This is a genomic window from Vibrio sp. E150_011, assembly GCF_053544015.1.
In genome coordinates, this window is record NZ_JBHFOL010000008.1 from 219,415 (window position 1) to 242,080 (window position 22,666).

Annotated in this window: 18 protein-coding genes and 1 riboswitch; of the genes, 12 read left to right on the plus strand and 6 right to left on the minus strand. The window is 44.9% G+C overall.

The genetic code is table 11. From position 1 onward, the window contains the following. Nucleotides 1-11: 11 nt before the first annotated feature. From aceE to ampD, 3 genes are all read right to left on the minus strand, one after another. A complete protein-coding gene (gene aceE, locus ACE1OE_RS14415; protein ID WP_449211468.1) occupies nucleotides 12-2,675 on the minus strand; it encodes a pyruvate dehydrogenase (acetyl-transferring), homodimeric type in 2,664 nt (887 codons plus the stop codon). A 55-nt stretch (nucleotides 2,676-2,730) separates the two neighbouring features. Continuing rightward, nucleotides 2,731-3,498, minus strand: coding sequence for a pyruvate dehydrogenase complex transcriptional repressor PdhR (gene pdhR, locus ACE1OE_RS14420; protein WP_372059854.1), 768 nt, complete (start codon nucleotides 3,496-3,498; stop codon nucleotides 2,731-2,733). Nucleotides 3,499-3,886: 388 nt separating this feature from the next. After that, nucleotides 3,887-4,468 carry a 1,6-anhydro-N-acetylmuramyl-L-alanine amidase AmpD gene (ampD, locus tag ACE1OE_RS14425; protein ID WP_449211469.1) on the minus strand — a complete coding sequence of 194 codons (582 nt, stop codon included), beginning with the start codon at nucleotides 4,466-4,468 and terminating at the stop codon, nucleotides 3,887-3,889. 134 nt (nucleotides 4,469-4,602) lie between these two features. Here ampD and nadC point away from each other — a divergent pair, with 134 nt between their 5' ends. From nadC to yacG, 8 genes are all read left to right on the plus strand, one after another. After that, nucleotides 4,603-5,493: a carboxylating nicotinate-nucleotide diphosphorylase gene (gene nadC / locus ACE1OE_RS14430; protein ID WP_102469774.1), complete on the plus strand. Its 891-nt coding sequence runs from the start codon at nucleotides 4,603-4,605 to the stop codon at nucleotides 5,491-5,493. Between the two features lie 379 nt (nucleotides 5,494-5,872). After that, nucleotides 5,873-6,337, plus strand: a complete 465-nt coding sequence (locus tag ACE1OE_RS14435) for a pilin (RefSeq protein ID WP_449211470.1) — start codon at nucleotides 5,873-5,875, stop codon at nucleotides 6,335-6,337. Beyond that, nucleotides 6,338-8,026 (plus strand): type IV-A pilus assembly ATPase PilB, encoded by a 1,689-nt coding sequence (gene pilB, locus ACE1OE_RS14440; protein WP_449211471.1) that lies wholly within the window; start codon nucleotides 6,338-6,340, stop codon nucleotides 8,024-8,026. A 60-nt stretch (nucleotides 8,027-8,086) separates the two neighbouring features. Next, the gene (locus tag ACE1OE_RS14445) at nucleotides 8,087-9,313 is read left to right on the plus strand and encodes a type II secretion system F family protein (RefSeq protein WP_449211472.1); all 1,227 of its coding nucleotides are present in this window, start codon (nucleotides 8,087-8,089) and stop codon (nucleotides 9,311-9,313) included. Between the two features lie 42 nt (nucleotides 9,314-9,355). Further along, complete coding sequence (locus ACE1OE_RS14450) at nucleotides 9,356-10,228, plus strand: prepilin peptidase (protein WP_449211473.1); 873 nt, start codon at nucleotides 9,356-9,358, stop codon at nucleotides 10,226-10,228. After that, nucleotides 10,228-10,836, plus strand: coding sequence for a dephospho-CoA kinase (gene coaE, locus ACE1OE_RS14455; RefSeq protein WP_102469769.1), 609 nt, complete (start codon nucleotides 10,228-10,230; stop codon nucleotides 10,834-10,836). The genes ACE1OE_RS14450 and coaE overlap by 1 nt, the downstream gene beginning before the upstream one ends. Nucleotides 10,837-10,868: 32 nt before the next feature. Further along, nucleotides 10,869-11,609 (plus strand): cell division protein ZapD, encoded by a 741-nt coding sequence (gene zapD, locus ACE1OE_RS14460; protein WP_102469768.1) that lies wholly within the window; start codon nucleotides 10,869-10,871, stop codon nucleotides 11,607-11,609. 41 nt (nucleotides 11,610-11,650) lie between these two features. After that, entirely contained in the window at nucleotides 11,651-11,848 is a 198-nt protein-coding gene (gene yacG, locus ACE1OE_RS14465) for a DNA gyrase inhibitor YacG (RefSeq protein WP_102469767.1), read from the plus strand. Between the two features lie 185 nt (nucleotides 11,849-12,033). On the opposite strand, the gene lptG is transcribed toward yacG, so the two are convergent. Together lptG and lptF are read right to left on the minus strand one after the other, a co-directional pair. Beyond that, complete coding sequence (gene lptG, locus ACE1OE_RS14470) at nucleotides 12,034-13,104, minus strand: LPS export ABC transporter permease LptG (RefSeq protein ID WP_102469766.1); 1,071 nt, start codon at nucleotides 13,102-13,104, stop codon at nucleotides 12,034-12,036. A 3-nt stretch (nucleotides 13,105-13,107) separates the two neighbouring features. Continuing rightward, nucleotides 13,108-14,223 carry an LPS export ABC transporter permease LptF gene (gene lptF / locus ACE1OE_RS14475; protein WP_102469765.1) on the minus strand — a complete coding sequence of 372 codons (1,116 nt, stop codon included), beginning with the start codon at nucleotides 14,221-14,223 and terminating at the stop codon, nucleotides 13,108-13,110. A gap of 191 nt (nucleotides 14,224-14,414) precedes the next feature. Here lptF and pepA point away from each other — a divergent pair, with 191 nt between their 5' ends. The 3 genes from pepA to ACE1OE_RS14490 all read left to right on the plus strand — a co-directional run bounded on the left by pepA (nucleotide 14,415) and on the right by ACE1OE_RS14490 (nucleotide 19,389). Beyond that, nucleotides 14,415-15,923: a leucyl aminopeptidase gene (gene pepA / locus ACE1OE_RS14480; protein ID WP_102469764.1), complete on the plus strand. Its 1,509-nt coding sequence runs from the start codon at nucleotides 14,415-14,417 to the stop codon at nucleotides 15,921-15,923. 39 nt (nucleotides 15,924-15,962) lie between these two features. Next, nucleotides 15,963-16,418, plus strand: coding sequence for a DNA polymerase III subunit chi (locus ACE1OE_RS14485; RefSeq protein ID WP_449211474.1), 456 nt, complete (start codon nucleotides 15,963-15,965; stop codon nucleotides 16,416-16,418). 97 nt (nucleotides 16,419-16,515) lie between these two features. Further along, complete coding sequence (locus ACE1OE_RS14490) at nucleotides 16,516-19,389, plus strand: valine--tRNA ligase (protein ID WP_449211475.1); 2,874 nt, start codon at nucleotides 16,516-16,518, stop codon at nucleotides 19,387-19,389. 108 nt (nucleotides 19,390-19,497) lie between these two features. Here the strand turns inward: ACE1OE_RS14490 and ACE1OE_RS14495 are convergent, their stop codons facing one another. Then, the gene (locus ACE1OE_RS14495) at nucleotides 19,498-20,616 is read right to left on the minus strand and encodes a pyridoxal-phosphate-dependent aminotransferase family protein (RefSeq protein ID WP_102469761.1); all 1,119 of its coding nucleotides are present in this window, start codon (nucleotides 20,614-20,616) and stop codon (nucleotides 19,498-19,500) included. Nucleotides 20,617-20,792: 176 nt separating this feature from the next. Next, nucleotides 20,793-20,969, plus strand: a riboswitch (Lysine riboswitch). A gap of 99 nt (nucleotides 20,970-21,068) precedes the next feature. On the opposite strand from ACE1OE_RS14495, the gene lysC reads away from it, so the two are divergent. Next, nucleotides 21,069-22,418 (plus strand): lysine-sensitive aspartokinase 3, encoded by a 1,350-nt coding sequence (gene lysC, locus ACE1OE_RS14500; RefSeq protein WP_102469760.1) that lies wholly within the window; start codon nucleotides 21,069-21,071, stop codon nucleotides 22,416-22,418. Nucleotides 22,419-22,666 lie beyond the last annotated feature (248 nt).

Below are 22,666 nucleotides of genomic sequence, written 5' to 3' on the forward strand. Positions count from 1 at the left end.
TAATGGAAGTCTTATGCGTATTGCGGGTTAGTTTTTTCAGTGTCGATATCGAATTTAGCGATAGCTTCAGCAACCACAGATTTCTCAATATCACCACGTTTAACTAGCTCAGTTAGCGCTGCAACAACAATGTAGCCTGCGTTAACTTCAAAATGACGACGTAGGTTTGCACGGCTGTCAGAGCGGCCGAAACCATCTGTACCAAGTACTTTGTAAGACTCAGTTGGCATGTACGCACGTACTTGCTCAGCGTAGTTCTTCATGTAATCCGTCACTGCGATTGCAGGTTCTTTACCAAGAACAGTCGTGATGTACGGTACTTTCTCTTCAGCTTCTGGGTGAAGCATGTTGTCACGCTCTACCGCTTGGCCGTCACGAGTCAGTTCGTTGAACGACGTCACAGAGAACACATCAGAGGCTACGCCGTACTCTTCGCTTAGAATTTCAGCCGCTTTACGCGCTTCGTTCATGATAGTACCAGAGCTCATTAGTTGAACTTTGCCCTTAGCACCAGCGTGAGATTCAAGCTTGTAGATACCCTTACGAATACCTTCTTCAGCGCCTTCTGGCATTGCTGGCATTGCGTAGTTCTCGTTCATTACTGTTAGGTAGTAGTAAACGTTCTCTTGGTTCTCACCGTACATGCGACGGATACCGTCTTGCATGATAACCGCTAGCTCGTAAGCAAACGTTGGGTCGTAAGAGATACAGTTAGGGATCGTGTTCGCTTGAATGTGCGAGTGACCATCTTCGTGCTGTAGACCTTCACCATTCAGTGTTGTACGACCTGCAGTCGCACCTAGTAGGAAGCCACGAGCTTGTTGGTCGCCTGCTAACCAAGCCATGTCGCCAATACGTTGGAAACCGAACATTGAGTAGTAGATGTAGAACGGGATCATCGGTAGATCGTTTGTGCTGTATGACGTTGCAGCCGCAACCCATGAAGCCATAGAACCTAGTTCGTTGATACCTTCTTGAAGAACTTGACCAGACGTTGCTTCTTTGTAGTAAGAAACAATGCCTTTATCTTCAGGTGTGTATTCTTGACCGTGTGGGTTGTAGATACCAACCTGACGGAATAGACCTTCCATACCGAATGTACGAGCTTCATCACAGATGATAGGAACGATGTTCTTACCAATGTTCTTATCTTTAAGAAGGATGTTTAGCGTACGTACATAAGCCATCGTTGTAGAGATATCACGCTTCTGTTCACCCAATAGAGGGGCGAATGCGTCTAGCTCAGGAACCTTGAACTCTTGAGTAAACTTAGGAAGACGAGCAGGCGTGTAACCGTGTAGAGCGTTACGACGAGCGTGCATGTATTCGTACTCAGGCGTACCTTCTTCTAACTTAAGGTAAGGAAGCTCTGTGATTTTCTCATCAGAAAGAATGTCTTCTAGGCCTAGACGATCACGCAGGTGTTGAACATGAGTCATGTCCATTTTCTTAACACCGTGTGCAATGTTCTTACCTTCAGCTGCATCACCCATGCCGTAACCTTTAACAGTCTTAGCTAGGATTACCGTTGGCTTACCGTTTGTCTCTTTTGCATTGTTGAATGCAGCAAACAGTTTAGAAGAGTCATGACCACCACGCTTAAGCGCGAAGATTTCGTCATCAGTCATGTCTGCAACTAGTGCAGCTGTTTCTGGGTACTTACCAAAGAAGTGCTCACGTACGTATGCGCCATCTTTAGATTTGAATGTCTGGTAGTCACCATCGATAGTTTCGTTCATGAGTTGAAGAAGCTTACCAGTCGTGTCTTTAGCCAGTAGTGAATCCCAGTTGCTACCCCAGATAACTTTAACAACGTTCCAACCTGCGCCTTTGAATAGGCCTTCAAGTTCTTGGATGATGCTACCGTTACCCATTACAGGGCCGTCTAGGCGCTGTAGGTTACAGTTGATTAGGAAACATAGGTTGTCTAGCTTCTCACGCGCAGCGAAAGAGATAGCGCCACGAGATTCTGGCTCATCCATCTCACCGTCACCTAGGAACGCGTATACGCGTTGCGCTGAAGTTTCTTTCAGGCCACGGCCGTCAAGGTACTTAAGGAAGCGCGCTTGGTAGATCGCAGAGATAGGACCAAGACCCATAGATACAGTAGGGAACTGCCAGAACTCAGGCATCAGTTTCGGGTGCGGGTAAGAAGGGATACCTTTACCATCCACTTCTTGACGGAAGTTATCTAGCTGTTCTTCAGTTAGACGACCTTCAACGAATGCACGAGAGTAGATACCTGGAGAGATGTGACCTTGGTAATAAACGAGATCGCCACCGTCCGTCTCATTTGGAGCACGGAAGAAGTGGTTGAAACAGACTTCGTAGAACGCTGCAGCTGACTGGTAAGAAGCCATGTGACCACCAAGGTCTAGGTCTTTCTTAGAAGCACGCAATACGATCATGATTGCGTTCCAGCGAATAATCGAACGAATACGACGCTCAAGAGTGACGTCACCAGGGTAAGCTGGCTCTTGTGCTGCTGGGATGGTGTTGATGTAGTTCGTGTTGATGCCGGTTGGCATATCAACGCCGTCTAAACGTGCTTTGTCTAGAACTTGTTCTAGTAAATATTGTGCACGTTCAACGCCTTCTTCGCGTACTACTGACTCTAGTGCTTCTAACCAATCTTGAGTTTCTAGAGCATCAACGTCATGCTTCATGTCAGACATGGCGGTCTATCCTTTTATTAGTTGGATTCTACTAAACATTTAATGGGCCGTTTAATTACGACTCATTACCCTGTTGAATTCGACGTAAAGAGCGCTCTCGGCGCGATTCTTCTCGAGTCAAATCCAACAATGTTTCTTCGATATACGCTAAATGAGAGTGCGACATTTCTCGTGCCTTTTCTGGCTGACCAGAAACAATCGCATCCACAATATTAGCTCTATGTTTACTGACTTTCTCCGACACTTCTGTGCGGCGATGTAATAACTTTAAATTCTGTAGAACATTTTGCTCAAGTAGCGGAGCTAAGCTGCGTACTATATGAAGTAGCACCACATTATGGGCGGCTTCCGTTAAAGCAATAAGAAAGGCCATCACAGCAGAAGCTTCAGCATCTACATTTTTTGTTGCCTGCACTTCACTGATGTTTTCTAAGCAGCTTTCTATTTGAGCAAAATCTTCTTCGGTACCACGTAGTGCAGCAAAGTAAGCAGAGATACCTTCCATCGCATGACGAGCTTCTAGCAAGTCGAGCTGAGTTTCATTATGTGAAGATAGGAGCTCTAGCAAAGGATCTGAAAAACTTTTCCAAATATTATCACTTACAAACGTTCCACCACCCTGTCTGCGAGTCAGCAAACGCTTTGCTTCCAAGCGCTGAATTGCCTCTCGAATGGAAGGTCGAGAAACATCAAATTGTTTTGCTAATTCACGCTCAGGCGGGAGCTGTTGTCCTGCTGAAAGCGTTCCTTCGACGATCAACCGCTCAAGTTCCTGTTCGATAACATCCGAAAGTTTGGGCTGACGAATCCTTTGATAAGCCATGTCTATAGTTCTACTTTTCTCATGCTGACAATTGGTATTACCAATTTCAAGTTGGGCTAAAAATTAACACATTTAAAACGTAAATGTCTAGTGAAAAATTGATTCAAATCATAGAAGCAGGCTTGCGTTAACAGCCATGAAACATTTATAGATTAAAACATCAACACCCATGGTCAGACCAATTACATACACGAAACCTATAGGGAATTTTTCGTGCTAGAAAACTCATTAAAAATCAATAACTAAGAAAGACATTTGTCATACAAGAAAACTTGATCAATATCAAAAACCACGTCAAGTCGCGAAAGGGGGGGATTTATAATTTGAGTAACAAAATAAATAAAAGCGTTCTAATGTTAGGCAAGCTATTGATGAGATTAATATTTTATTACATTAGCTGTTTGAATTTTGACCAATCAAAGACAAGGCCAGGATCGGTCTTTCTCAACGGCGCAATGTATTGATGCCCTGTAATGCGTTGCGGAGTGATTTTAGGATAACGAGACATAATGGCAGCACTGAGTGCGCCCAAACTCAGGTACTGAGCTTCGGTGTAGGCCAGATAATCGGTCCCCTCAAGCTCAATGCCAATAGAGTAGTCATTGCATCGCGATCTTCCGGCAAAACTCGAGACACCAGCATGCCAAGCGCGAGCAGTAAAAGGCACAAATTGCACCACCTCACCATCGCGGCGAATAAGACAATGCGCAGACACCCGTACATGCTCAATAACCTTGAAAAATGGATGAAGGCTCGCATCCAGACGACCTTGAAAAAAAGCCTCAATATGATCACCACCAAACTGACCCGGCGGCAAACTGATGTTGTGGACCACCAGCAATGAGATATCTTGTTCATCATCGCGCTCGTCAAAATGCGGTGACGGCACCTGCCGTGCAGGTAAATACCACCCAAGCTCATCAATAGATAAACGGGAAGGGGTCATTTGTGGTCTATCTGTGTTCTGCATATTAACGGCATCCATCTACGCTAGGTGGCTATGATTTTATCCAACAACCAATAAAATGCGAGAATTGATGCTGAAATTCCAAACAAGCCAGAGTATCATGCCCACTTTGTTCCCCCATACAGATGCCTTAAGCGATGAAAAACACACATAATAGCCAAGAACGCCTCGAGTATTTAAAGCAACAACTCCCTACCGAAATTACCCGTGCCGTCGCCGATACACTTCGTGAGGATTTGGGTGGAACGCTAGATGTTACCGCAGATATTACGGCCAGTTTAATCCCAGCCGACACCCAAAACGTGGCGACCATTATTACCCGTGAGCACGGTGTTTTTTGTGGACAGATGTGGGCTGATGAAGTCTTCAAGCAACTGGGTGGTGAAGTGAATATTGATTGGCACGTCAGCGACGGCGATAAAGTTGAACCTAATCAAGTCCTTTGCACCATGACAGGCCCTGCGAGAATTCTTTTAACGGGTGAACGTAATGCGATGAACTTTATTCAAACACTGTCTGGTTGCGCGACGACTACCGCCCAATACGCGGAAAAAATAGCGCACACCCAGTGTCGCTTGCTTGATACCCGTAAAACGATTCCAGGCTTACGCAGTGCGCTGAAATATGCTGTTGCTTGTGGCGGTGGTCACAACCACCGTATTGGCGTATTCGATGCTTACCTAATTAAGGAAAACCACATCATTGCTTGTGGAGGCCTCGCTAAGGCCATTGAAACGGCTAAGCAATTGAACCCGGGAAAACCAGTAGAAATAGAGACCGAATCACTAACAGAGCTTAAACAAGCTATCGAGGCCGGCGCTGATATCATCATGCTCGATAACTTCACTCAAGAGATGATGCGTGAGGCGGTAGCAATCAACGCAGGCCGCGCCGCACTAGAAAATTCAGGGAACGTAACGATGGATACCATCAAAGAGTTTGCTGAGACGGGGGTGGATTACATTTCGGTTGGTGCATTGACTAAGCATTTAAAAGCGATGGATTTGTCGATGAGGTTTAAAGGGTAAGAGCGGTTTAGGAGCAGGGTCCTGGGGCCTGGAGGAAAAATAAACTGAGCGGAGTCTAATGAGGCTTCGCTTTTTTTATGTCTGTGGTCCTGTGGTCCTGGACTACGTTTAATGCTCAACCTGTCAAATAATACTGTTAATTCAGTATCCCCATCTAGGAACTAGGAACTGCTCTTCCCCTAAACCATAGGGCCACAGGGCCATAGCACCGCTCTTACTCTGCCTACAACCCAAACTCCAACCCCACTCGCAAGCTCTCCTGCATACCGTGCAACGCATTCCAATAATTTCCCGACTCACTCGTAGCTCAACCAATGTGCACTTTATTGCGCATGGCCTGCTCTCTACTGTAGCTAGGTATCACTATTCTAAGGACAAGATGATGAAAAAAAATTTTAAGCAACAAGGCTTTACCTTGATTGAACTGATGATTGTAGTTGCGGTGATTGGCGTGTTGGCAGCGGTTGCCCTTCCTCAGTATCAAAAGTATGTTGGTAAATCTGAAGCCGCTTCAGCTTTAGCTACACTGTCAGGTTTAAAAACAAACGTAGAAACTTACACATTAGAAAAAGGAAGCTTCCCAAATTCTAGCCAAAATGGCGTTAAAGAACTACTGGGTTTTCCATCCTCGATAAGTAATGCAATTACGTCAGTTCAGGGGACGGTGAGTGCAGCAGGAAGCGTTGTCATAGCCTTCTCTGATATACCAAACTCAAGCCCTTCTGTTAAGGGACAAAAGCTTGGATTAATTCGAGACGAAAATGGTGGTTGGAGTTGTAAAAGTACAGCTTCAGAAAACTCAGGAGTCTTACCCAAAGGATGCTCTGAAGATTCAAATCTATAAATGCAATCCAACCTCCCCTCTATCTTGCAGCACGCTAGCCTAATTAGCCCTGCGCAAGCGGAGTCGGTGTTAGATCTCATCGCCACATCGGGCTGTTCCGCGCCCGATGCGGTGCTTGAGCTTAATCTATTCACACCGCAGGAATTAACCCACCAGCTAAGCTTATTGTTTGGCCTTGCGGTTACGCTCATTGATGATTTTGATTTTACTGAGCTGTGCCAACGTTTAGGGCTACGCGATGCCATTACCAATCACAACGCGTTGCCACTTTCTCAATTTAATGGTGTTCTCACTGTCGCGATTGGCGATCCAACCTTACACCATGTTGAGAATGACTTTCGCTTTGCCACTGGTCTGCAAATAGAGCTCGTCTTAGCCAGCCATCAAGACATTCGGGCTGCCGTTCGTCGCTTGTATGGTGATACCGGAGATGCTTGGCAAAACAACAGTAAAGATCTGACGTCTGATGACTTAGCTAACTTGGTGCAAGTCACCGATGCAGAAATAGACAACATCGAGGACTTAAGCCTCGATGAATCACCTGTCAGCCGCTTTATCCAACAAGTGCTCATTGACGCCGTTCGCAAGAAAGCGTCCGACATCCACTTCGAGCCCTATGAACACGTCTACCGCATTCGCTTACGCTGTGACGGTATTTTAATTGAAACCCACCAGCCTGCTGGACACCTAAGCCGACGCCTCTCTGCCCGCATTAAAATTTTAGCCAAGCTCGATATTGCTGAGCGGCGTTTACCGCAAGATGGTCGAATTAAACTCAAGCTGTCTGAGCAGGCAGCCGTCGATATGCGAGTCTCTACACTGCCCACGATGTGGGGAGAAAAGATTGTATTGCGGATCCTCGATGGCGGATCGGCAAGTTTAAATATTGATCAGCTTGGCTATACCAAACACCAACGCACACTCTACCTCAATGCGTTAAACAAACCCCAAGGAATGATCCTGATCACGGGCCCGACTGGCAGCGGAAAAACCGTCTCACTCTACACGGGATTGAACATTCTCAATACGCCGGAATGCAATATATCAACGGCAGAAGATCCGGTCGAGATCCATCTTGATGGTATCAACCAAGTCCAAGTCAACCCTAAAATTGGCTTTGGTTTCTCTGAAGCGCTACGATCTTTTCTAAGGCAAGATCCCGATATTGTGATGGTGGGAGAAATTCGAGATGTTGATACCGCTGAGATTGCGGTCAAAGCCGCTCAGACAGGACACCTAGTGCTTTCTACTTTACACACCAATTCAGCAGTAGAAACCGTGGTTAGATTGCAAAACATGGGGATCGATGCTTTCAACCTTGCCTCATCCTTATCCCTAATCATCGCACAACGACTGGCTCGCAAACTCTGCGCTCATTGTAAAACACCACAAATACTACCGCTCGGGTTACAACACTCTCTCGCCTTATCGCCATCCGTCACTATTTATCAAGCCAACGAGAAAGGCTGCAATGCCTGTAATAATGGGTATGCGGGGCGCACAGGAATCCACGAAGTCATGCCATTCACAGCGGAACTCGCAGAAGCGATCATGCAACATGCGAGTATTCAAGAGCTGGAATCTATCGCGACCGAGCAAGGTATGCTCAGCTTAAAACAGTCTGGCATCGCCAAATTGGAACAAGGGGTTACCAGCTTTAAAGAGCTGCAGCGCGTTCTCTACTTTTAGGTCAACAATGCACAGGCCTTGCCCACAAGCCCTCTTTACATCACGATGAAAGGAATGCCAATGGCTAAGATTCGAGCTATTTCACTGAAAACCTTTCGCTGGAAAGGCATCAACAGCGCAGGTAAAAAGGTGTCTGGTCATACGCTGGCCATGACAGAAAACGAAGTTAGGGACAAGCTCAAAAACCAGCATGTTAAAATTAAAAAAATAACCCGACACAGTGTCTCGTTTTGGACCAAAATTACGCACAGGATTGAACGGCAAGACATCACAACCCTCACGCGACAGCTTGCCACGATGCTCAGTACTGGCATCCCAATCATTCACGCGATAAGGCTCATTGCGGATAATCACACCAAAGCTGAGATGAAGTCGGCGCTAGGACAAATAGGTAAGGCGATTGAAGCTGGAACCCCGATTTCACAGGCAATGCAAATGGCGAGCGTTCATTTTGACAGCTTTTATGTTGATATGGTGGCGACGGGTGAAGCATCAGGTACCTTACCCGATGTATTTGAACGTCTCGCTGTGTATAGAGAGAAACAAGAAGCTCTGAAGTCAAAGGTCATCAAGGCACTTATCTACCCTGGAATGGTGGTACTGGTTTCATTTCTTGTGACTTTTTTAATGCTCACTCAAGTCATTCCAGAGTTTGAAAGTATGTTCAAGGGCTTCAATGCGACGCTGCCTTGGTTCACATTACAGATACTAATGGCCTCCCATTGGCTACAAGCTAATGGGACCTTATTAATAGGCAGCCTTATCGCCAGTATGCTTGGTTTTCGACAGATGAGAAAACACAACGCTCGCTTCAAGTTTCATACTAGCCGCTACTCTCTGAGTCTTCCTGTCATCGGTGGCATCATTAGCAAGGCATCGATTGCGAAATTCAGTCGAACACTTGCTACCAGCTTTAGCTCTGGTATCCCCATCCTTTCTAGTATTCAGGCCAGCGCTAAAACCGCAGACTGTACCTATTATCAACAATCTATATTATCCATTCATAGTGACGTTGTGGCAGGTACTCCCATACACCTCGCCATGCGTAATGCGGAGGCTTTTCCTGAAATGGTGCTACAAATGGTGATGATTGGTGAAGAGTCAGGACAACTCGATGACATGCTCAATAAAATCGCGGCAATTTATGAATTTGAGGTTGATAACACCGTCGATAACCTAGGAAAAATTCTCGAGCCCTTCATTATAGTTTTTTTGGGCACCATAGTCGGTGGGTTAGTGGTAGCGATGTACTTACCCATCTTTAACTTAATGTCCGTAATAGGATAACATAAGCGATTCATATCATTTATTAACGGCGCGCGCGTATTCATGGACATCTTCAGTTATTATCCTTGGCTCTATCCGGTCTTCGCCGCCATCGTTGGGCTTATCGTGGGCAGCTTTCTCAATGTCGTTATCCACCGATTGCCTATAATGATGGAACGCGGTTGGCGTCAAGAGTGTTCTGAAGCATTTCCTGAGCATCATATTACGCCACCTGAAGGAACATTTAACCTAAGCCTTCCTCATTCTACGTGTCCGAAGTGCCATACCGCGATACGGATTATTGATAATATCCCCGTCATCAGCTGGCTATTGCTTCGTGGAAAATGTCGTGAGTGTCAGAATAGAATTAGTGCTCGTTATCCGTGCATTGAAATCCTTACCGCTGTTCTCGCGGCAACGGTAGCAATACAAATGGGCTATAGCGAATATAGTCTAGCCTTAATCGTTTTTACTTTTGTTCTTATCAGTGCCACATTTATCGATTTGGATACGATGTTACTCCCCGATCAACTGACATTACCCTTGATGTGGGCGGGTATTGCCTGTGCTCTATTTGGCATTTCTCCCATCTCTCTTAATGAATCCATCATAGGAGCAATGATGGGATATTTATGTCTATGGTCTGTTTACTGGGGATTTAAGCTGCTCACCGGAAAAGAAGGTATGGGGTATGGCGATTTCAAGCTGCTCGCTGCGCTTGGCGCTTGGCTCGGCTGGTCTCATCTACCGCTTATTGTATTGCTTTCTTCTGTGGTCGGTGTGGTGTTTGGCATCATTCAACTTCGCCTACAAAAGAAAGGGATTGATATGATGTTTCCATTTGGGCCATACCTCGCGATTGCTGGTTGGGTTAGTGCACTTTGGGGTGACACGATTATTCACTATTATTTAATTTCTTTTGTTGGAATGAGCTGATGAGTTTTGTAGTTGGGTTAACTGGAGGCATTGCGAGTGGAAAAACCACCGTTGCTAATCTTTTTCGTGACCAATTCAATATTGAATTAGTTGATGCTGATGTGGTCGCCAGAGACGTTGTCGCCGTGGGTTCTCATGGCCTCAAGGCTATCGAAAAACACTTCGGCTCATCGATATTATTATCGACTGGAGAACTCGATCGCCATGCATTGCGCGAACGTATTTTTGCCAGTGACGACGACAAAAAGTGGCTCAATAACTTGTTGCACCCGATGATTCGTGAGCAAATGCAGATAATGCTGCAAGCATCGCAGAGCCCCTATACACTTTTTGTCGTACCGTTGTTGATTGAAAACGGCTTAAATAATATGGCAGATCGTGTCTTGGTTGTTGATGTCACTCAGGAAACACAAATTTACCGAACAATGACACGGGACGGTGTACCAGAATCACAAGTGCGTTCTATACTCAAATCACAGGCTGATCGAGAAACTCGATTAGCGTATGCTGATGATGTGATTGATAATAATACAAACAACGCTCAACTTTTGTCCCAAGTCACACAATTACACCAAAAGTACCTAGCATTGTGCAGTCAAAATCGGTGAAAATAACAGGGAAGCGTTTAAAGGCTAGCAAAATGACCACAAATAGATTCGAACACCCTCTTAACGAGAAAACCAGAATTTACCTAAGAGTTGAATCTCTTCTGAGACAGCTTCAGCATTCTTCGTCATTTTCAGACAGCTATCAGCATCAGATTTTCTTTAAATCACTGTTTGATTTGTTGGAGATATTTGAGCAGATGCAGCTCAAAAGCGAATTAGCGAAAGATCTGGAGAAACAAAGACAAACCTATCGATCATGGTTGAACATTGATGATGTTGACCAAGATATGCTAGGTAACCTTCTTCGGGATATCGACGTCGCACATAAAGACCTAATGATGGCAGAACGCTTTGGGCAATCACTAAGAGAAGATCGCTTCCTTAGCACGATTCGTCAACGCTTTGGCTTGCCTGGCGGTTCTTGCTGCTTTGATTTACCCTCTTTGCATTATTGGCTTCACCTTCCACTCGAAAAGCGTATGCATGACACAGAAAAGTGGCTCAATAACCTAAAGCCTTTGATGAACGCCTTAAATATGTGGCTTAAACTCACGAGAGAGACAGGGCGATTAAAGCCACAGATTGCTCGTGCTGGCTTTTATCAAAGTGATGCAGAAGACGCTAACATTCTTAGACTCAGCATTCCTATGGAGTGCGGCGTGTACCCAATGATATCAGGTCATAAAAATAGATTTGCTATCAAATTTATTGCCTTTGAATCCGGACAAGCCTACCCTAACGACGTTGAATTTGAGCTGGCCGTTTGTAGCTAAAAGCTCATTGTCCGAGACTAAAATGTAAATGCGGAACGACTATGACTAAACCAACCATTGTACAATGCCCACAATGCAAAACTGACGTGATATGGAGCGCTGAAGACAGCCCCTTTCGACCTTTTTGCTCTAAGCAATGCCAAATGATCGACTTTGGTGAATGGGCAGATGAAGAAAATGCGATTCCTGGTGCGCCAGATATGTCCGACAGTGATGGATGGTCAGAAGACCAATACTAATTAAGATGGTCAAGGTTTGACGAATAAAATGCTCACCCTGTTTAGGGTAAGACACCAATAAAAAAACGCTGAGATTACTCTCAGCGTTTTTTTATGCATGAACATAAGTGGGTGAACACAAACAAAATCTAGGCTCGGTTACCCATTCACAATCAATTTTATTGCATTAAAGTAAGCCGTCGACATTACAATTTCCGACGTAACAATAATGTGGCAATGAGTAAAAATACAAGACTTGGACCCAGCGCGCCAAATACTGGTGGAATACCATAAACTAAGCTGAGTGGACCAAAAAACTCACTCGATATGTAAAATGTAAATCCAGCTACCACGCCAGATAGAATTCGAGCCCCCATCGTCACACTGCGTAAGGGGCCAAAGACAAACGATAATGCCATTAACATCATAACGCCAACCGAGATCGGCTGTGTCGCTTTTCTCCAAAACGCAAGCTCATAACGAGAGGCATCTTGCTCTGATGCCTTGAGATACTTCATATAATCATATAAACCACTAATTGGTAGCTCATTTAGATCAACAGTAACAATCGTTAACTTATCGGGTACCAATGAGGTCTCCCATTGATAAGTGGGGTAACTTTGTTTGGAGAACACCTCAGAGTTTTCTAGGTTAGTGATTTGAACATTGTTCATTACCCAATCATTATCACCAACATAATCAACAGTCTCAGCATAAATAGTACTGGTCAGTTTTTTATCTGCACCAAAACGCCAAAGGTTAAGTCCGGTCAATGTATTGCCGTTAACACTAGAGATAAAAATAAAGTCATTCCCATCGCGAGCCCAGACACCGTTTCTGACAGAGACGATACTCCCCCCTGATGTGGCCTGAAGTCGGAGGTCCCTTGCCATCTGTTGAGTCGTCGGCGCCCCCCATTCCCCTAAGGCCATCACAATAACCATTAACGGTACGGCGGTTTTTAATACCGATAGCCCGATACGAACCTTTGAGATCCCTGCCGCTTGCATAACCACCAGCTCAGAGCTACTTGCGAGCATTCCTAACCCAATCAAAGACCCTAATAGTGACGCCATAGCAAAAAACAATTCCACATCCCGAGGAATGCCAAGCACCACAAAATACAACGCAGTGAGGAGGTCATAACTGCCTTCACCAACCGCTCGAAGCTGTTCAACATATTTAATGACGGCAGAAAGCCCAACGAAAACAGCAAGCACCAACAAAATTGTCGTAATAATGGTCCGGCCAACATAAACATCTAAAATTTTGAACATAGTCTAGGCTGCCTTTTTCCGTTTATAGCGCTTTTGCTTAAACTTCTCTCTCAATCGACGCATGCCGACTGTATCATAAGCATTGACCATAATGGCGGCCAACAAAAGCGCAATATTGATTGGCCACAGGCCGATATATGACGGAATAGAGCCATCTTCCAATGATGATTTCATCGCACTGATTGCTAAGAAGTAAGTGAAATAAACTAAAATGGCGGGGCCCATTTTTGCAAATTTCCCTTGCCTAGGGTTCACGGCAGACAATGGCACAACGAGCATCGTGAGCAACGGAATACAAATCACCAATGAAATTCGCCAATGCAATTCAGCTTGCGCTTTTGGATCTGGATTAGACATTAACTCTAATGTTGGAATTGCCATCCATGAACGTCCTCGAGCTTGTGCCTCACGCTGCCCTATCATGCCTTCGTAATCCGAAAACTCGGTGACCATATATTCTAAGCGTGTAGGCGCGCCTTCATAACGCACACCGTCATGCAGCGCGATAATCTGTCGGCCATCACTGAGTTCTTTCACTTCACCTGATTTTGATGAAATAACACTCGGCAACACAGAATCTTGGGGGCTCAATTGGGCAACAAACACATTTTCGAGCTTTTTGTTCTTAATGCTATCGATAAACACCACAGAGGTACCATCCGGAGTACGCTGAAACTGCCCGGTTTGCAATAAGTCGACCGAGTTTTCCGACGCCAACTTTTCACGAATTTGCACTTCTTGTTCTTGTGTCCACGGTGCCAGCCAAAACGCATTAAACGCCGCAAGCGCACACGTAATGCACGCTAAATACATGGCGGCCTGAATCAGAAATTTATTTCCAATCCCGGTTGCATTCATCACTGTTATTTCACTTTCAGCGTAAAGCCGTCCGAAAGTGACCAAAATACCAATGTAGATACTTAACGGAAACATCAGTAACCCCATCGTGGGCATACTAATACCCACGAGAGTCATAATCAGGCCAGCGGGTATATCTCCATCAGAAGCATCCGCTAGCACATTGATAAATTGACGACTGAAAAACACTAAAAAGAGCACAAAAAATATCGCTAATTGGCTCTTAACTGTTTCTCTGATCAAATATCTAACAATAATCACAGTGAAAACACCTATACAAAACTTGTTTTTTTGGTTGAATCGCTATAGTTTTCGGATAAACCTTTTATTTTTTACTTTTTGGATCAATTCTTATCTTACGATTATAGGCCGAATTGGGGACTATGATTCAAACATTGATAATTGATTATCCAACATTTAGTTCTATTTGTCTTTAGGATGTAGGAGTACGCATGGAGTTTAGTGTTAAAAGTGGCAGTCCAGAGAAACAACGCAGTGCATGCATTGTCGTTGGTGTATTTGAGCCACGTCGTCTGTCTCCGGTTGCAGAGCAGCTTGATAAAATCAGTGATGGCTATATTAGCTCTTTGCTACGCCGTGGTGACCTAGAAGGTAAACCAGGGCAAATGCTGCTATTGCATCAAGTACCAGGTGTGCTCTCAGAGCGTGTACTTTTAGTTGGCTGTGGCAAAGAAAGAGAATTGGGTGAACGTCAGTACAAAGAAATCATCCAAAAAACAATCAGCACCTTGAATGAAACCGGTTCAATGGAAGCCGTTTGTTTCTTAACTGAGTTACACGTTAAAGGTCGTGATACCTACTGGAAGGTACGTCAAGCCGTTGAAGCAACCAAAGATGGTCTTTACACGTTTGATCAGTTCAAGAGCAACAAACCAGAAACTCGCCGTCCTTTGCGCAAACTCGTCTTCAATGTGCCAACACGCCGAGAATTAAACCTAGGCGAAAAAGCCATCTCTCATGGTCTTGCGATTGCATCAGGTGTTAAGACATCTAAAGACCTTGGCAACATGCCACCTAACATTGCAAATCCAGCCTACTTAGCGTCTCAGGCTCGTCGTCTTGCTGACGATTACGAGACGGTCACCACCAAGATCATTGGTGAGCAAGAGATGGAAAAGCTAGGGATGACCTCTTATCTAGCCGTTGGGCGCGGTTCTAAAAATGAATCCCTGATGTCTATAATGGAATACAAAGGCAACCCGGATTCTGACGCAAAGCCTATCGTACTTATTGGTAAAGGTTTAACCTTCGATTCAGGTGGTATTTCACTCAAGCCAGGTGAAGGCATGGATGAAATGAAGTATGACATGTGTGGTGCAGCTTCTGTCATGGGTACCATGAAAGCCCTGGCAAAGTTGAACCTGCCTATCAATGTGATTGGTATTCTTGCCGGCTGTGAAAACATGCCTGGCAGTAACGCTTATCGCCCTGGTGACATTCTAACGACAATGTCAGGCCAAACCGTTGAAGTACTTAATACCGACGCAGAAGGTCGCTTAGTGCTTTGTGATGCACTTACTTACGTTGAGCGCTTTGAACCTGAATGTGTTGTTGATGTTGCAACGCTAACCGGTGCATGTGTTATCGCGCTGGGTCATCACATCAGTGGTGTCCTTTCTAACCATAACCCATTGTCTCATGAACTGGTTAACGCTTCAGAGCAGGCTGGCGATCGCGCTTGGCGCCTACCAATGGCCGATGAGTACCAAGAACAACTTAGCAGCCCATTTGCCGATATGGCGAATATTGGTGGTCGTCCTGGTGGCACAATTACCGCAGGTTGTTTCTTATCCCGCTTCACTAAGAAGTATCATTGGGCACACTTAGATATTGCAGGCACTGCTTGGAAATCAGGTAAAGCGAAAGGATCAACAGGTCGCCCTGTCTCCCTACTTGTCCAATTCTTACTCAATCGAAGTGGCCACGAAACTGAAGAATAAAAAAAAGGGCCTAACGGCCCTTTTACTTTTTAGGTAGTTATGCAAACTGCAACATTTTATATCGTTGAAGAAGAAAGCTTGGAAAGTACAGAGCCAGGCTTTTTGGCTTATGTCCATTATCTTTGCCGACACTTTACTGGCCAAGGTGCCAAAATCTATCTCAATGCCACCGACCAAGTCTCCGCAGAAGCTTGGGCTGAATACTTTTGGCAGATTGATGCTAGCGCGTTTATCGCTCACAATTTAGTCGGTGAGGGGCCTAAAAATGGCACCCCTGTAGAGATTGGATTTGATGGCTTAAAGCCGAGCTGGAATCGTCAGTTGGTGATAAATGTTGCCGAGACGCACTCAACCTTTGCCCAGACATTCGCTCAAGTGGTAGACTTCGTGCCTTGCGAAGAAAAAGCAAAGCAACTTGCTCGAGAAAGGTATAAAATTTACCGACAAGCAGGCTATCAGCTGCAGACCATCGAGATTCAGCATACCGAATCCTAATCACGGTCAATCCTTATAGGTAAGCGATAATCACGCTTAATTATAAGGTTTGGCAGATTTCTTTCACAGAATTAATAAGTTAAGTATCCAGAACGCTATGGAAAAGACATACAACCCAACATCAATCGAACAAGCCCTATATCAAGCTTGGGAAGAGAAAGGCTACTTTAAGCCACACGGTGACACCTCAAAAGAAGCTTACAGCATCATGATCCCGCCACCGAACGTCACTGGTAGCCTGCACATGGGCCATGCCTTCCAAGACACCATCATGGACACGCTTATCCGTGCACAGCGTATGAAAGGTAAAAATACGCTATGGCAAGTCGGCACCGACCACGCGGGTATTGCCACTCAAATGGTTGTCGAGCGTAAGATCGCTGCTGAAGAAGGCAAAACAAAACACGACTACGGTCGTGAAGCGTTTATCGATAAAATCTGGGAATGGAAAGCAGAGTCTGGTGGCACGATCACCCAGCAACTGCGTCGTCTTGGTGCTTCTGTTGATTGGGATCGTGAACGATTCACAATGGACGATGGCCTATCGGGTGCAACTCAAGAAGTGTTTGTTCGTCTATACGAAGAAGACCTAATCTACCGTGGTAAGCGTCTAGTAAACTGGGATCCTAAACTGCACACTGCAATTTCTGATCTTGAAGTTGAAAACAAAGACAAAAAAGGTTTCATGTGGCACTTCCGCTACCCATTAGCGAACGGTGTAAAAACGGCTGATGGTAAAGACTACATTGTCGTTGCTACGACTCGTCCAGAAACCATGCTTGGTGATACTGGCGTCGCGGTTAACCCAGAAGATCCTCGTTACAAAGATCTCATCGGTAAAGACATCCTACTTCCTGTTGTTAACCGCCTTATCCCTATTGTAGGTGATGAACACGCAGACATGGAGAAAGGCACGGGTTGTGTGAAAGTCACACCTGCTCATGACTTTAACGATTATGAAGTAGGTAAGCGCAACAACCTACCAATGATCAACATCCTAACGTTCAACGCCGATATCCGTGATGCTGCTGAAGTATTCACGACTAACGGCGAAGAAAGCGATGTTTATTCAACAGAGATCCCTGCTAAGTACCAAGGCATGGAGCGTTTTGCTGCGCGTAAAGCTATCGTTGCTGAGTTCGATGAACTTGGTCTTCTTGAAGAGATCAAAGATCACGACCTAACCGTTCCTTACGGCGACCGTGGTGGTGTGGTTATCGAACCAATGCTAACTGACCAATGGTATGTGCGTACCGCTCCTCTTGCTGCACCTGCTGTTAAAGCCGTTGAAGATGGTGAGATCCAATTCGTACCTAAGCAATACGAAAACATGTACTTCGCGTGGATGCGTGATGTGCAAGACTGGTGTATCTCTCGTCAACTTTGGTGGGGCCACCGTATCCCGGCATGGTACGACAACGATGGAAAAGTATACGTAGGTCGCACTGAAGAAGAAGTGCGTGAAAAGAATAACCTAGCGCCTGTTATTGTGCTTAAGCAAGATAATGATGTCCTGGATACATGGTTCTCTTCTGCACTTTGGACATTTGGCACGCAAGGCTGGCCTGAAGATACAGAAGCCCTGAAAACATTCCACCCATCTGAAGTACTAGTATCGGGTTTTGATATTATCTTCTTCTGGGTTGCTCGCATGATCATGATGACCATGCACTTCGTGAAAGACGAAGACGGCAAAGCTCAAGTTCCTTTCAAAACCGTTTACATGACAGGTCTTATCCGTGATGAAAATGGCGACAAAATGTCTAAGTCGAAAGGTAACGTGCTTGACCCAATCGACATGATTGACGGTATCGGCCTTGAAGAGTTAGTAGAAAAGCGTTGTGGCAACATGATGCAACCTAAACTAGCGGCTAAGATCGAGAAAGCAACACGTAAGACTTTCGAAAACGGTATCGAACCGTACGGTACGGATGCGCTGCGTTTCACGCTTGCTGCTATGGCTTCAACTGGCCGCGATATCAACTGGGATATGAAGCGTCTAGAGGGTTACCGTAACTTCTGTAACAAGCTATGGAACGCAAGTCGTTACGTACTGATGAATACAGAAGAGCACGATTGTGGCATGTCACTGTCTACCGAAGACCGTGCAAACATGGAGTTCTCTCTTGCCGATAAGTGGATTGAATCTCAGTTTGAAGTTGCAGCAAAAGAGTTTAACGCTCACCTAGACAACTACCGTCTAGACATGGCGGCAAACACGCTTTATGAATTCATCTGGAACCAATTCTGTGACTGGTACCTAGAGCTAACTAAACCTGTTCTTTGGAAGGGTACTGAAGCTCAACAACAAGCAACGCGTTACACGCTTATCACGGTTCTAGAGAAAACGTTGCGCCTTGCTCATCCTGTGCTTCCTTATATCACAGAATCAATCTGGCAGAGTGTTAAGCCATTGATTGAAGGTGTTGAAGGCGAGACCATCATGACTCAAGCACTTCCTCAGTTTAATGAAGATAACTTCAATGCTGAAATCGTTGACGACATTGAGTGGGTTAAGACTTTCATTACGGCAATTCGTAATCTTCGTGCAGAATATGACATCGCACCAAGCAAAGGCTTAGAGGTGATGATCAAGGTTGCTGATGAGACGGATGCTACTCGTATCGAAGCAAACAAGATCGTCCTAACCTCTCTAGCCAAACTTGATGACATCAAGATTTTAGCGGTTGGAGAAGAAACACCGGCTTGTGCCACCAAGCTTGTTGGAAAATCTGAACTGATGATTCCAATGGCTGGCCTTATCGATAAGGATGCTGAACTTGCACGACTCGATAAAGAAGTGAGCAAGATTCAGGGTGAGATTAAGCGTACTGAAGGCAAGCTAAGCAATGAAGGGTTTGTTGCAAAAGCGCCTGAAGCGGTTATCACTAAAGAACGTGAAAAACTGGACGGCTATAAAGAAACGTTAATTAAACTAGAAGAACAGAAACAAACCATTGCCTCACTTTAATGAGTAATGATTAAGCTTCACATAAGCTTCTATTAACGCTGGCTATTATAGTAAAAAACCGAGAGTGATAACTCTCGGTTTTTTTTATTCATTTAATATGACGGCAGACTATTTCAACACAGACTCGAGAGCTTTCAAGCACAACGCTACGTTTTCTTTGCGTGCCGCATACCCCATTAGCCCTATCCGCCATGCCTTACCGGCAAGCGCGCCTAAGCCTGAACCAATCTCCAGGTTATACTCTTCTAAAAGCTGTTGACGAACAGCAGCGTCATTGACACCCTCAGGAAAATAAACGGCGTTAAGTTGAGGCAATCGGCTTTCTTTCTCGACGACAAAAGTTAGCCCAAGTTTCTCTAAACCATCAGCCAATAATAAGTGCATGTCTTTGTGTCGTTGCCACGCGCGCTCAAGCCCTTCATTTTTCAACAGTACTAGCGATTCGTGCAGTGCATATAAGCTGTTGACGGGTGCAGTATGGTGGTAACTTCGCTTTCCTTCACCGCTCCAATACCCCAACACTAAACTTTGGTCTAGAAACCAACTTTGCACCGGCGTTTTCCGAGTTTTGATTCTTTCAATCGCCAAAGGTGAGAGTGTCACTGGTGATAAACCAGGGACGCATGAAAGACATTTTTGGCTACCTGAATAAACCGCATCGAGTTGCCACTCATCAACAAGCAAAGGTACGCCACCTAACGAAGTCACGGCATCGACTATCGTCAGCATATTATTTTTCTTTGCTATCTGTCCTAGGCGCTTTGCATCGCTCACCGCACCCGTAGAAGTTTCAGCATGTACAAAGGCTAATAAGACCGCATCAGGGTTTTCTTCGATCGCTCGTTCGACTTTATCAATAGAAACTGGCTGCCCCCATTCGTCATCAACAACAATGGCTTGCCCGCCACAGCGAACCACATTTTCTCTCATGCGGTCGCCAAACACGCCGTTACGACAGACTATGACCTTATCCCCAGGTTCAATCAAATTGACAAAGCACGTTTCCATACCTGCGCTTCCAGGAGCAGAAACAGCAATAGTAAAGTCATTCTCTGTCTGAAACGCATATTTGAGTAACACCTTAAGCTCATCCATCATTCCGATAAACAACGGGTCGAGGTGGCCAATTGTCGGACGGCTCAATGCTTGTAAAACTTGTGGTGAGATATCAGAGGGGCCCGGCCCCATAAGCGTTCGATGTGGAGGGATAAAGCTAGAGATGGTCATAACAAATCCTTTTATTTTCTAATAATAATGAGTAAAAGATCTCTAAGGATAAATAGTTTGTTCTACAACGCATCTTAAATCAACAATTTCGCAACAACTTTGCTTTCTAGTATTTTTATTAATTTACACGTTCTTCATTGACATTTTCATTGTAAAAACGTTGAATAAACACGTTATCAAGCAGAAGAGGAGCACTGCCCAGGCAAGTGACAATGTGGAGCTTCAACTCCAATACATATCACCCATGGGGAGCAGTGCCGAGATAAGCTAAATTTGATGAGTTAGTTTATCGGTTAAACGGGCTGAATCCCTTTAACTGTCACCAAGCACATTGGTGAAGAGCTTCTGAGGTCTATTCTACTGTTGTATTCCTCTACTCTTAATTTCTCTTCAAAACATCGGACGTTGGGCAATTGCCCATGATATTACATTTGGAAATCCTGGAGAAAACTGTGAGCGCATTCAATGTAGCTAAATTTGGTGGCACAAGCGTAGCCAACTTCGAAGCAATGAGCCGTTGTGCTGAAATTATCGAAAATAATCCTGAAACAAAACTGGTGGTCATTAGTGCATGTTCAGGCGTGACGAATATATTGGTAGAGCTTGCTAACGGCGTAAAAGATGATGCCCGAAGAGCAGAGCTTATCGATAAACTAAGATCTATCCATGACAACATTATGGATAGCCTAAATGACGCGAGCTCAATTAAAGATCGTATTAATGCACTCATAGAGAAAATCACCACTTTATCTGAAGTAGCATGCATCGATGTCACCGCAAAACTGACCGACCACCTAGTGGCTTGTGGTGAAAGAATGTCAACACACATCCTTTCACAACTTATGAAAGAACGTGGCATCAACGCGATTCGATTTGATATTCGTGAAGTACTAAGAACAGATAGTAACTACGGAAAAGCCGAGCCAGACCTTGAAGCAACAAAAATACTCGCAGACACCAAGCTAATCCCTTTATGCCAGGAACATGTTGTAATTACACAAGGGTTCATTGGTGCTGATGCTGATGGAGAGACCACAACGCTAGGTCGCGGAGGAAGTGATTATAGTGCAGCACTTATTGCGGAAGCAGTCGAAGCAAGTGGGCTAGAAATCTGGACTGATGTCCCTGGTATCTATACAACCGACCCTAGAATTGCCCCCAATGCTCGTCCTATCCCTGAGATTAGCTTTAGCGAAGCCTCTGAAATGGCTAACTTTGGTGCCAAAATCTTGCACCCATCCACTCTTTTACCAGCGTTAAGGCATCAAATTCCAGTTTTTGTGGGCTCATCTAAAGCACCACAAGACGGTGGAACTTGGGTTCGTCAAACTGTAGAAAGCGCGCCTCTATTCAGAGCACTAGCGCTTCGTAATAATCAGACGATGGTTACGCTACGTAACCCTAAAATGTTCCAAGCCTATGGATTTTTGGCAGACGTTTTCACGATACTTGCCAAGCATAAGATCTCCGTTGATCTTATCACCACATCAGAAGTAAGCGTCTCATTAACACTCGATCAGACCGACACAAGTGGTCATGCACCTGAACTACCCGCTGATGTAAAACAAGAATTAGAAGAGCTCTGTACGGTAGAAGTCAAACAAGGCCTGAGTCTAGTAGCCTTAATTGGTAATAAAATGAGCGAGAAGAAAGGATCAGCGAAAGCAGTGTTTGGCACGCTCGAAGCATTTAACCTTCGCATGATTTGTTACGGAGCAAGTCCACATAATTTATGTTTCTTACTTGATGCCGAAGTGGCAAAAGAGGCCGTGAGAAGATTGCACGTCGACCTATTTGAATAATGTAACGTAGAACCTAGTCGTCATTAAACCGAAGCTCAAGCTACCCACTTGAGCTTTTTTAACACTTAACATTAATAGCGCTCACAGACATCGACGACTATGTGAAAATAAATACTTTAAGACTAATAATCTTAATTTTTATTTTGTACAGACGTAAAAAAGCCCTAGTCTTTCGACTAGGGCTTAGTATAAGTGGCGGAGTGGACGGGACTCGAACCCGCGACCCCCGGCGTGACAGGCCGGTATTC

What these genes read in the sequence shown, in the direction of transcription:
- aceE (WP_449211468.1), bottom strand. Translation starts at nt 2,675, where the DNA reads ATGTCTGACATGAAGCATGACGTTGATGCTCTAGAAACTCAAGATTGG.
- ampD (WP_449211469.1), bottom strand. Translation starts at nt 4,468, where the DNA reads ATGCAGAACACAGATAGACCACAAATGACCCCTTCCCGTTTATCTATT.
- pepA (WP_102469764.1), top strand. Translation starts at nt 14,415, where the DNA reads ATGGAGTTTAGTGTTAAAAGTGGCAGTCCAGAGAAACAACGCAGTGCA.
- yacG (WP_102469767.1), top strand. Translation starts at nt 11,651, where the DNA reads ATGACTAAACCAACCATTGTACAATGCCCACAATGCAAAACTGACGTG.
- nadC (WP_102469774.1), top strand. Translation starts at nt 4,603, where the DNA reads ATGAAAAACACACATAATAGCCAAGAACGCCTCGAGTATTTAAAGCAA.
- ACE1OE_RS14485 (WP_449211474.1), top strand. Translation starts at nt 15,963, where the DNA reads ATGCAAACTGCAACATTTTATATCGTTGAAGAAGAAAGCTTGGAAAGT.
- ACE1OE_RS14445 (WP_449211472.1), top strand. Translation starts at nt 8,087, where the DNA reads ATGGCTAAGATTCGAGCTATTTCACTGAAAACCTTTCGCTGGAAAGGC.
- pdhR (WP_372059854.1), bottom strand. Translation starts at nt 3,498, where the DNA reads ATGGCTTATCAAAGGATTCGTCAGCCCAAACTTTCGGATGTTATCGAA.
- ACE1OE_RS14435 (WP_449211470.1), top strand. Translation starts at nt 5,873, where the DNA reads ATGATGAAAAAAAATTTTAAGCAACAAGGCTTTACCTTGATTGAACTG.
- pilB (WP_449211471.1), top strand. Translation starts at nt 6,338, where the DNA reads ATGCAATCCAACCTCCCCTCTATCTTGCAGCACGCTAGCCTAATTAGC.
- ACE1OE_RS14490 (WP_449211475.1), top strand. Translation starts at nt 16,516, where the DNA reads ATGGAAAAGACATACAACCCAACATCAATCGAACAAGCCCTATATCAA.
- coaE (WP_102469769.1), top strand. Translation starts at nt 10,228, where the DNA reads ATGAGTTTTGTAGTTGGGTTAACTGGAGGCATTGCGAGTGGAAAAACC.
- lptG (WP_102469766.1), bottom strand. Translation starts at nt 13,104, where the DNA reads ATGTTCAAAATTTTAGATGTTTATGTTGGCCGGACCATTATTACGACA.
- ACE1OE_RS14450 (WP_449211473.1), top strand. Translation starts at nt 9,356, where the DNA reads ATGGACATCTTCAGTTATTATCCTTGGCTCTATCCGGTCTTCGCCGCC.
- ACE1OE_RS14495 (WP_102469761.1), bottom strand. Translation starts at nt 20,616, where the DNA reads ATGACCATCTCTAGCTTTATCCCTCCACATCGAACGCTTATGGGGCCG.
- zapD (WP_102469768.1), top strand. Translation starts at nt 10,869, where the DNA reads ATGACCACAAATAGATTCGAACACCCTCTTAACGAGAAAACCAGAATT.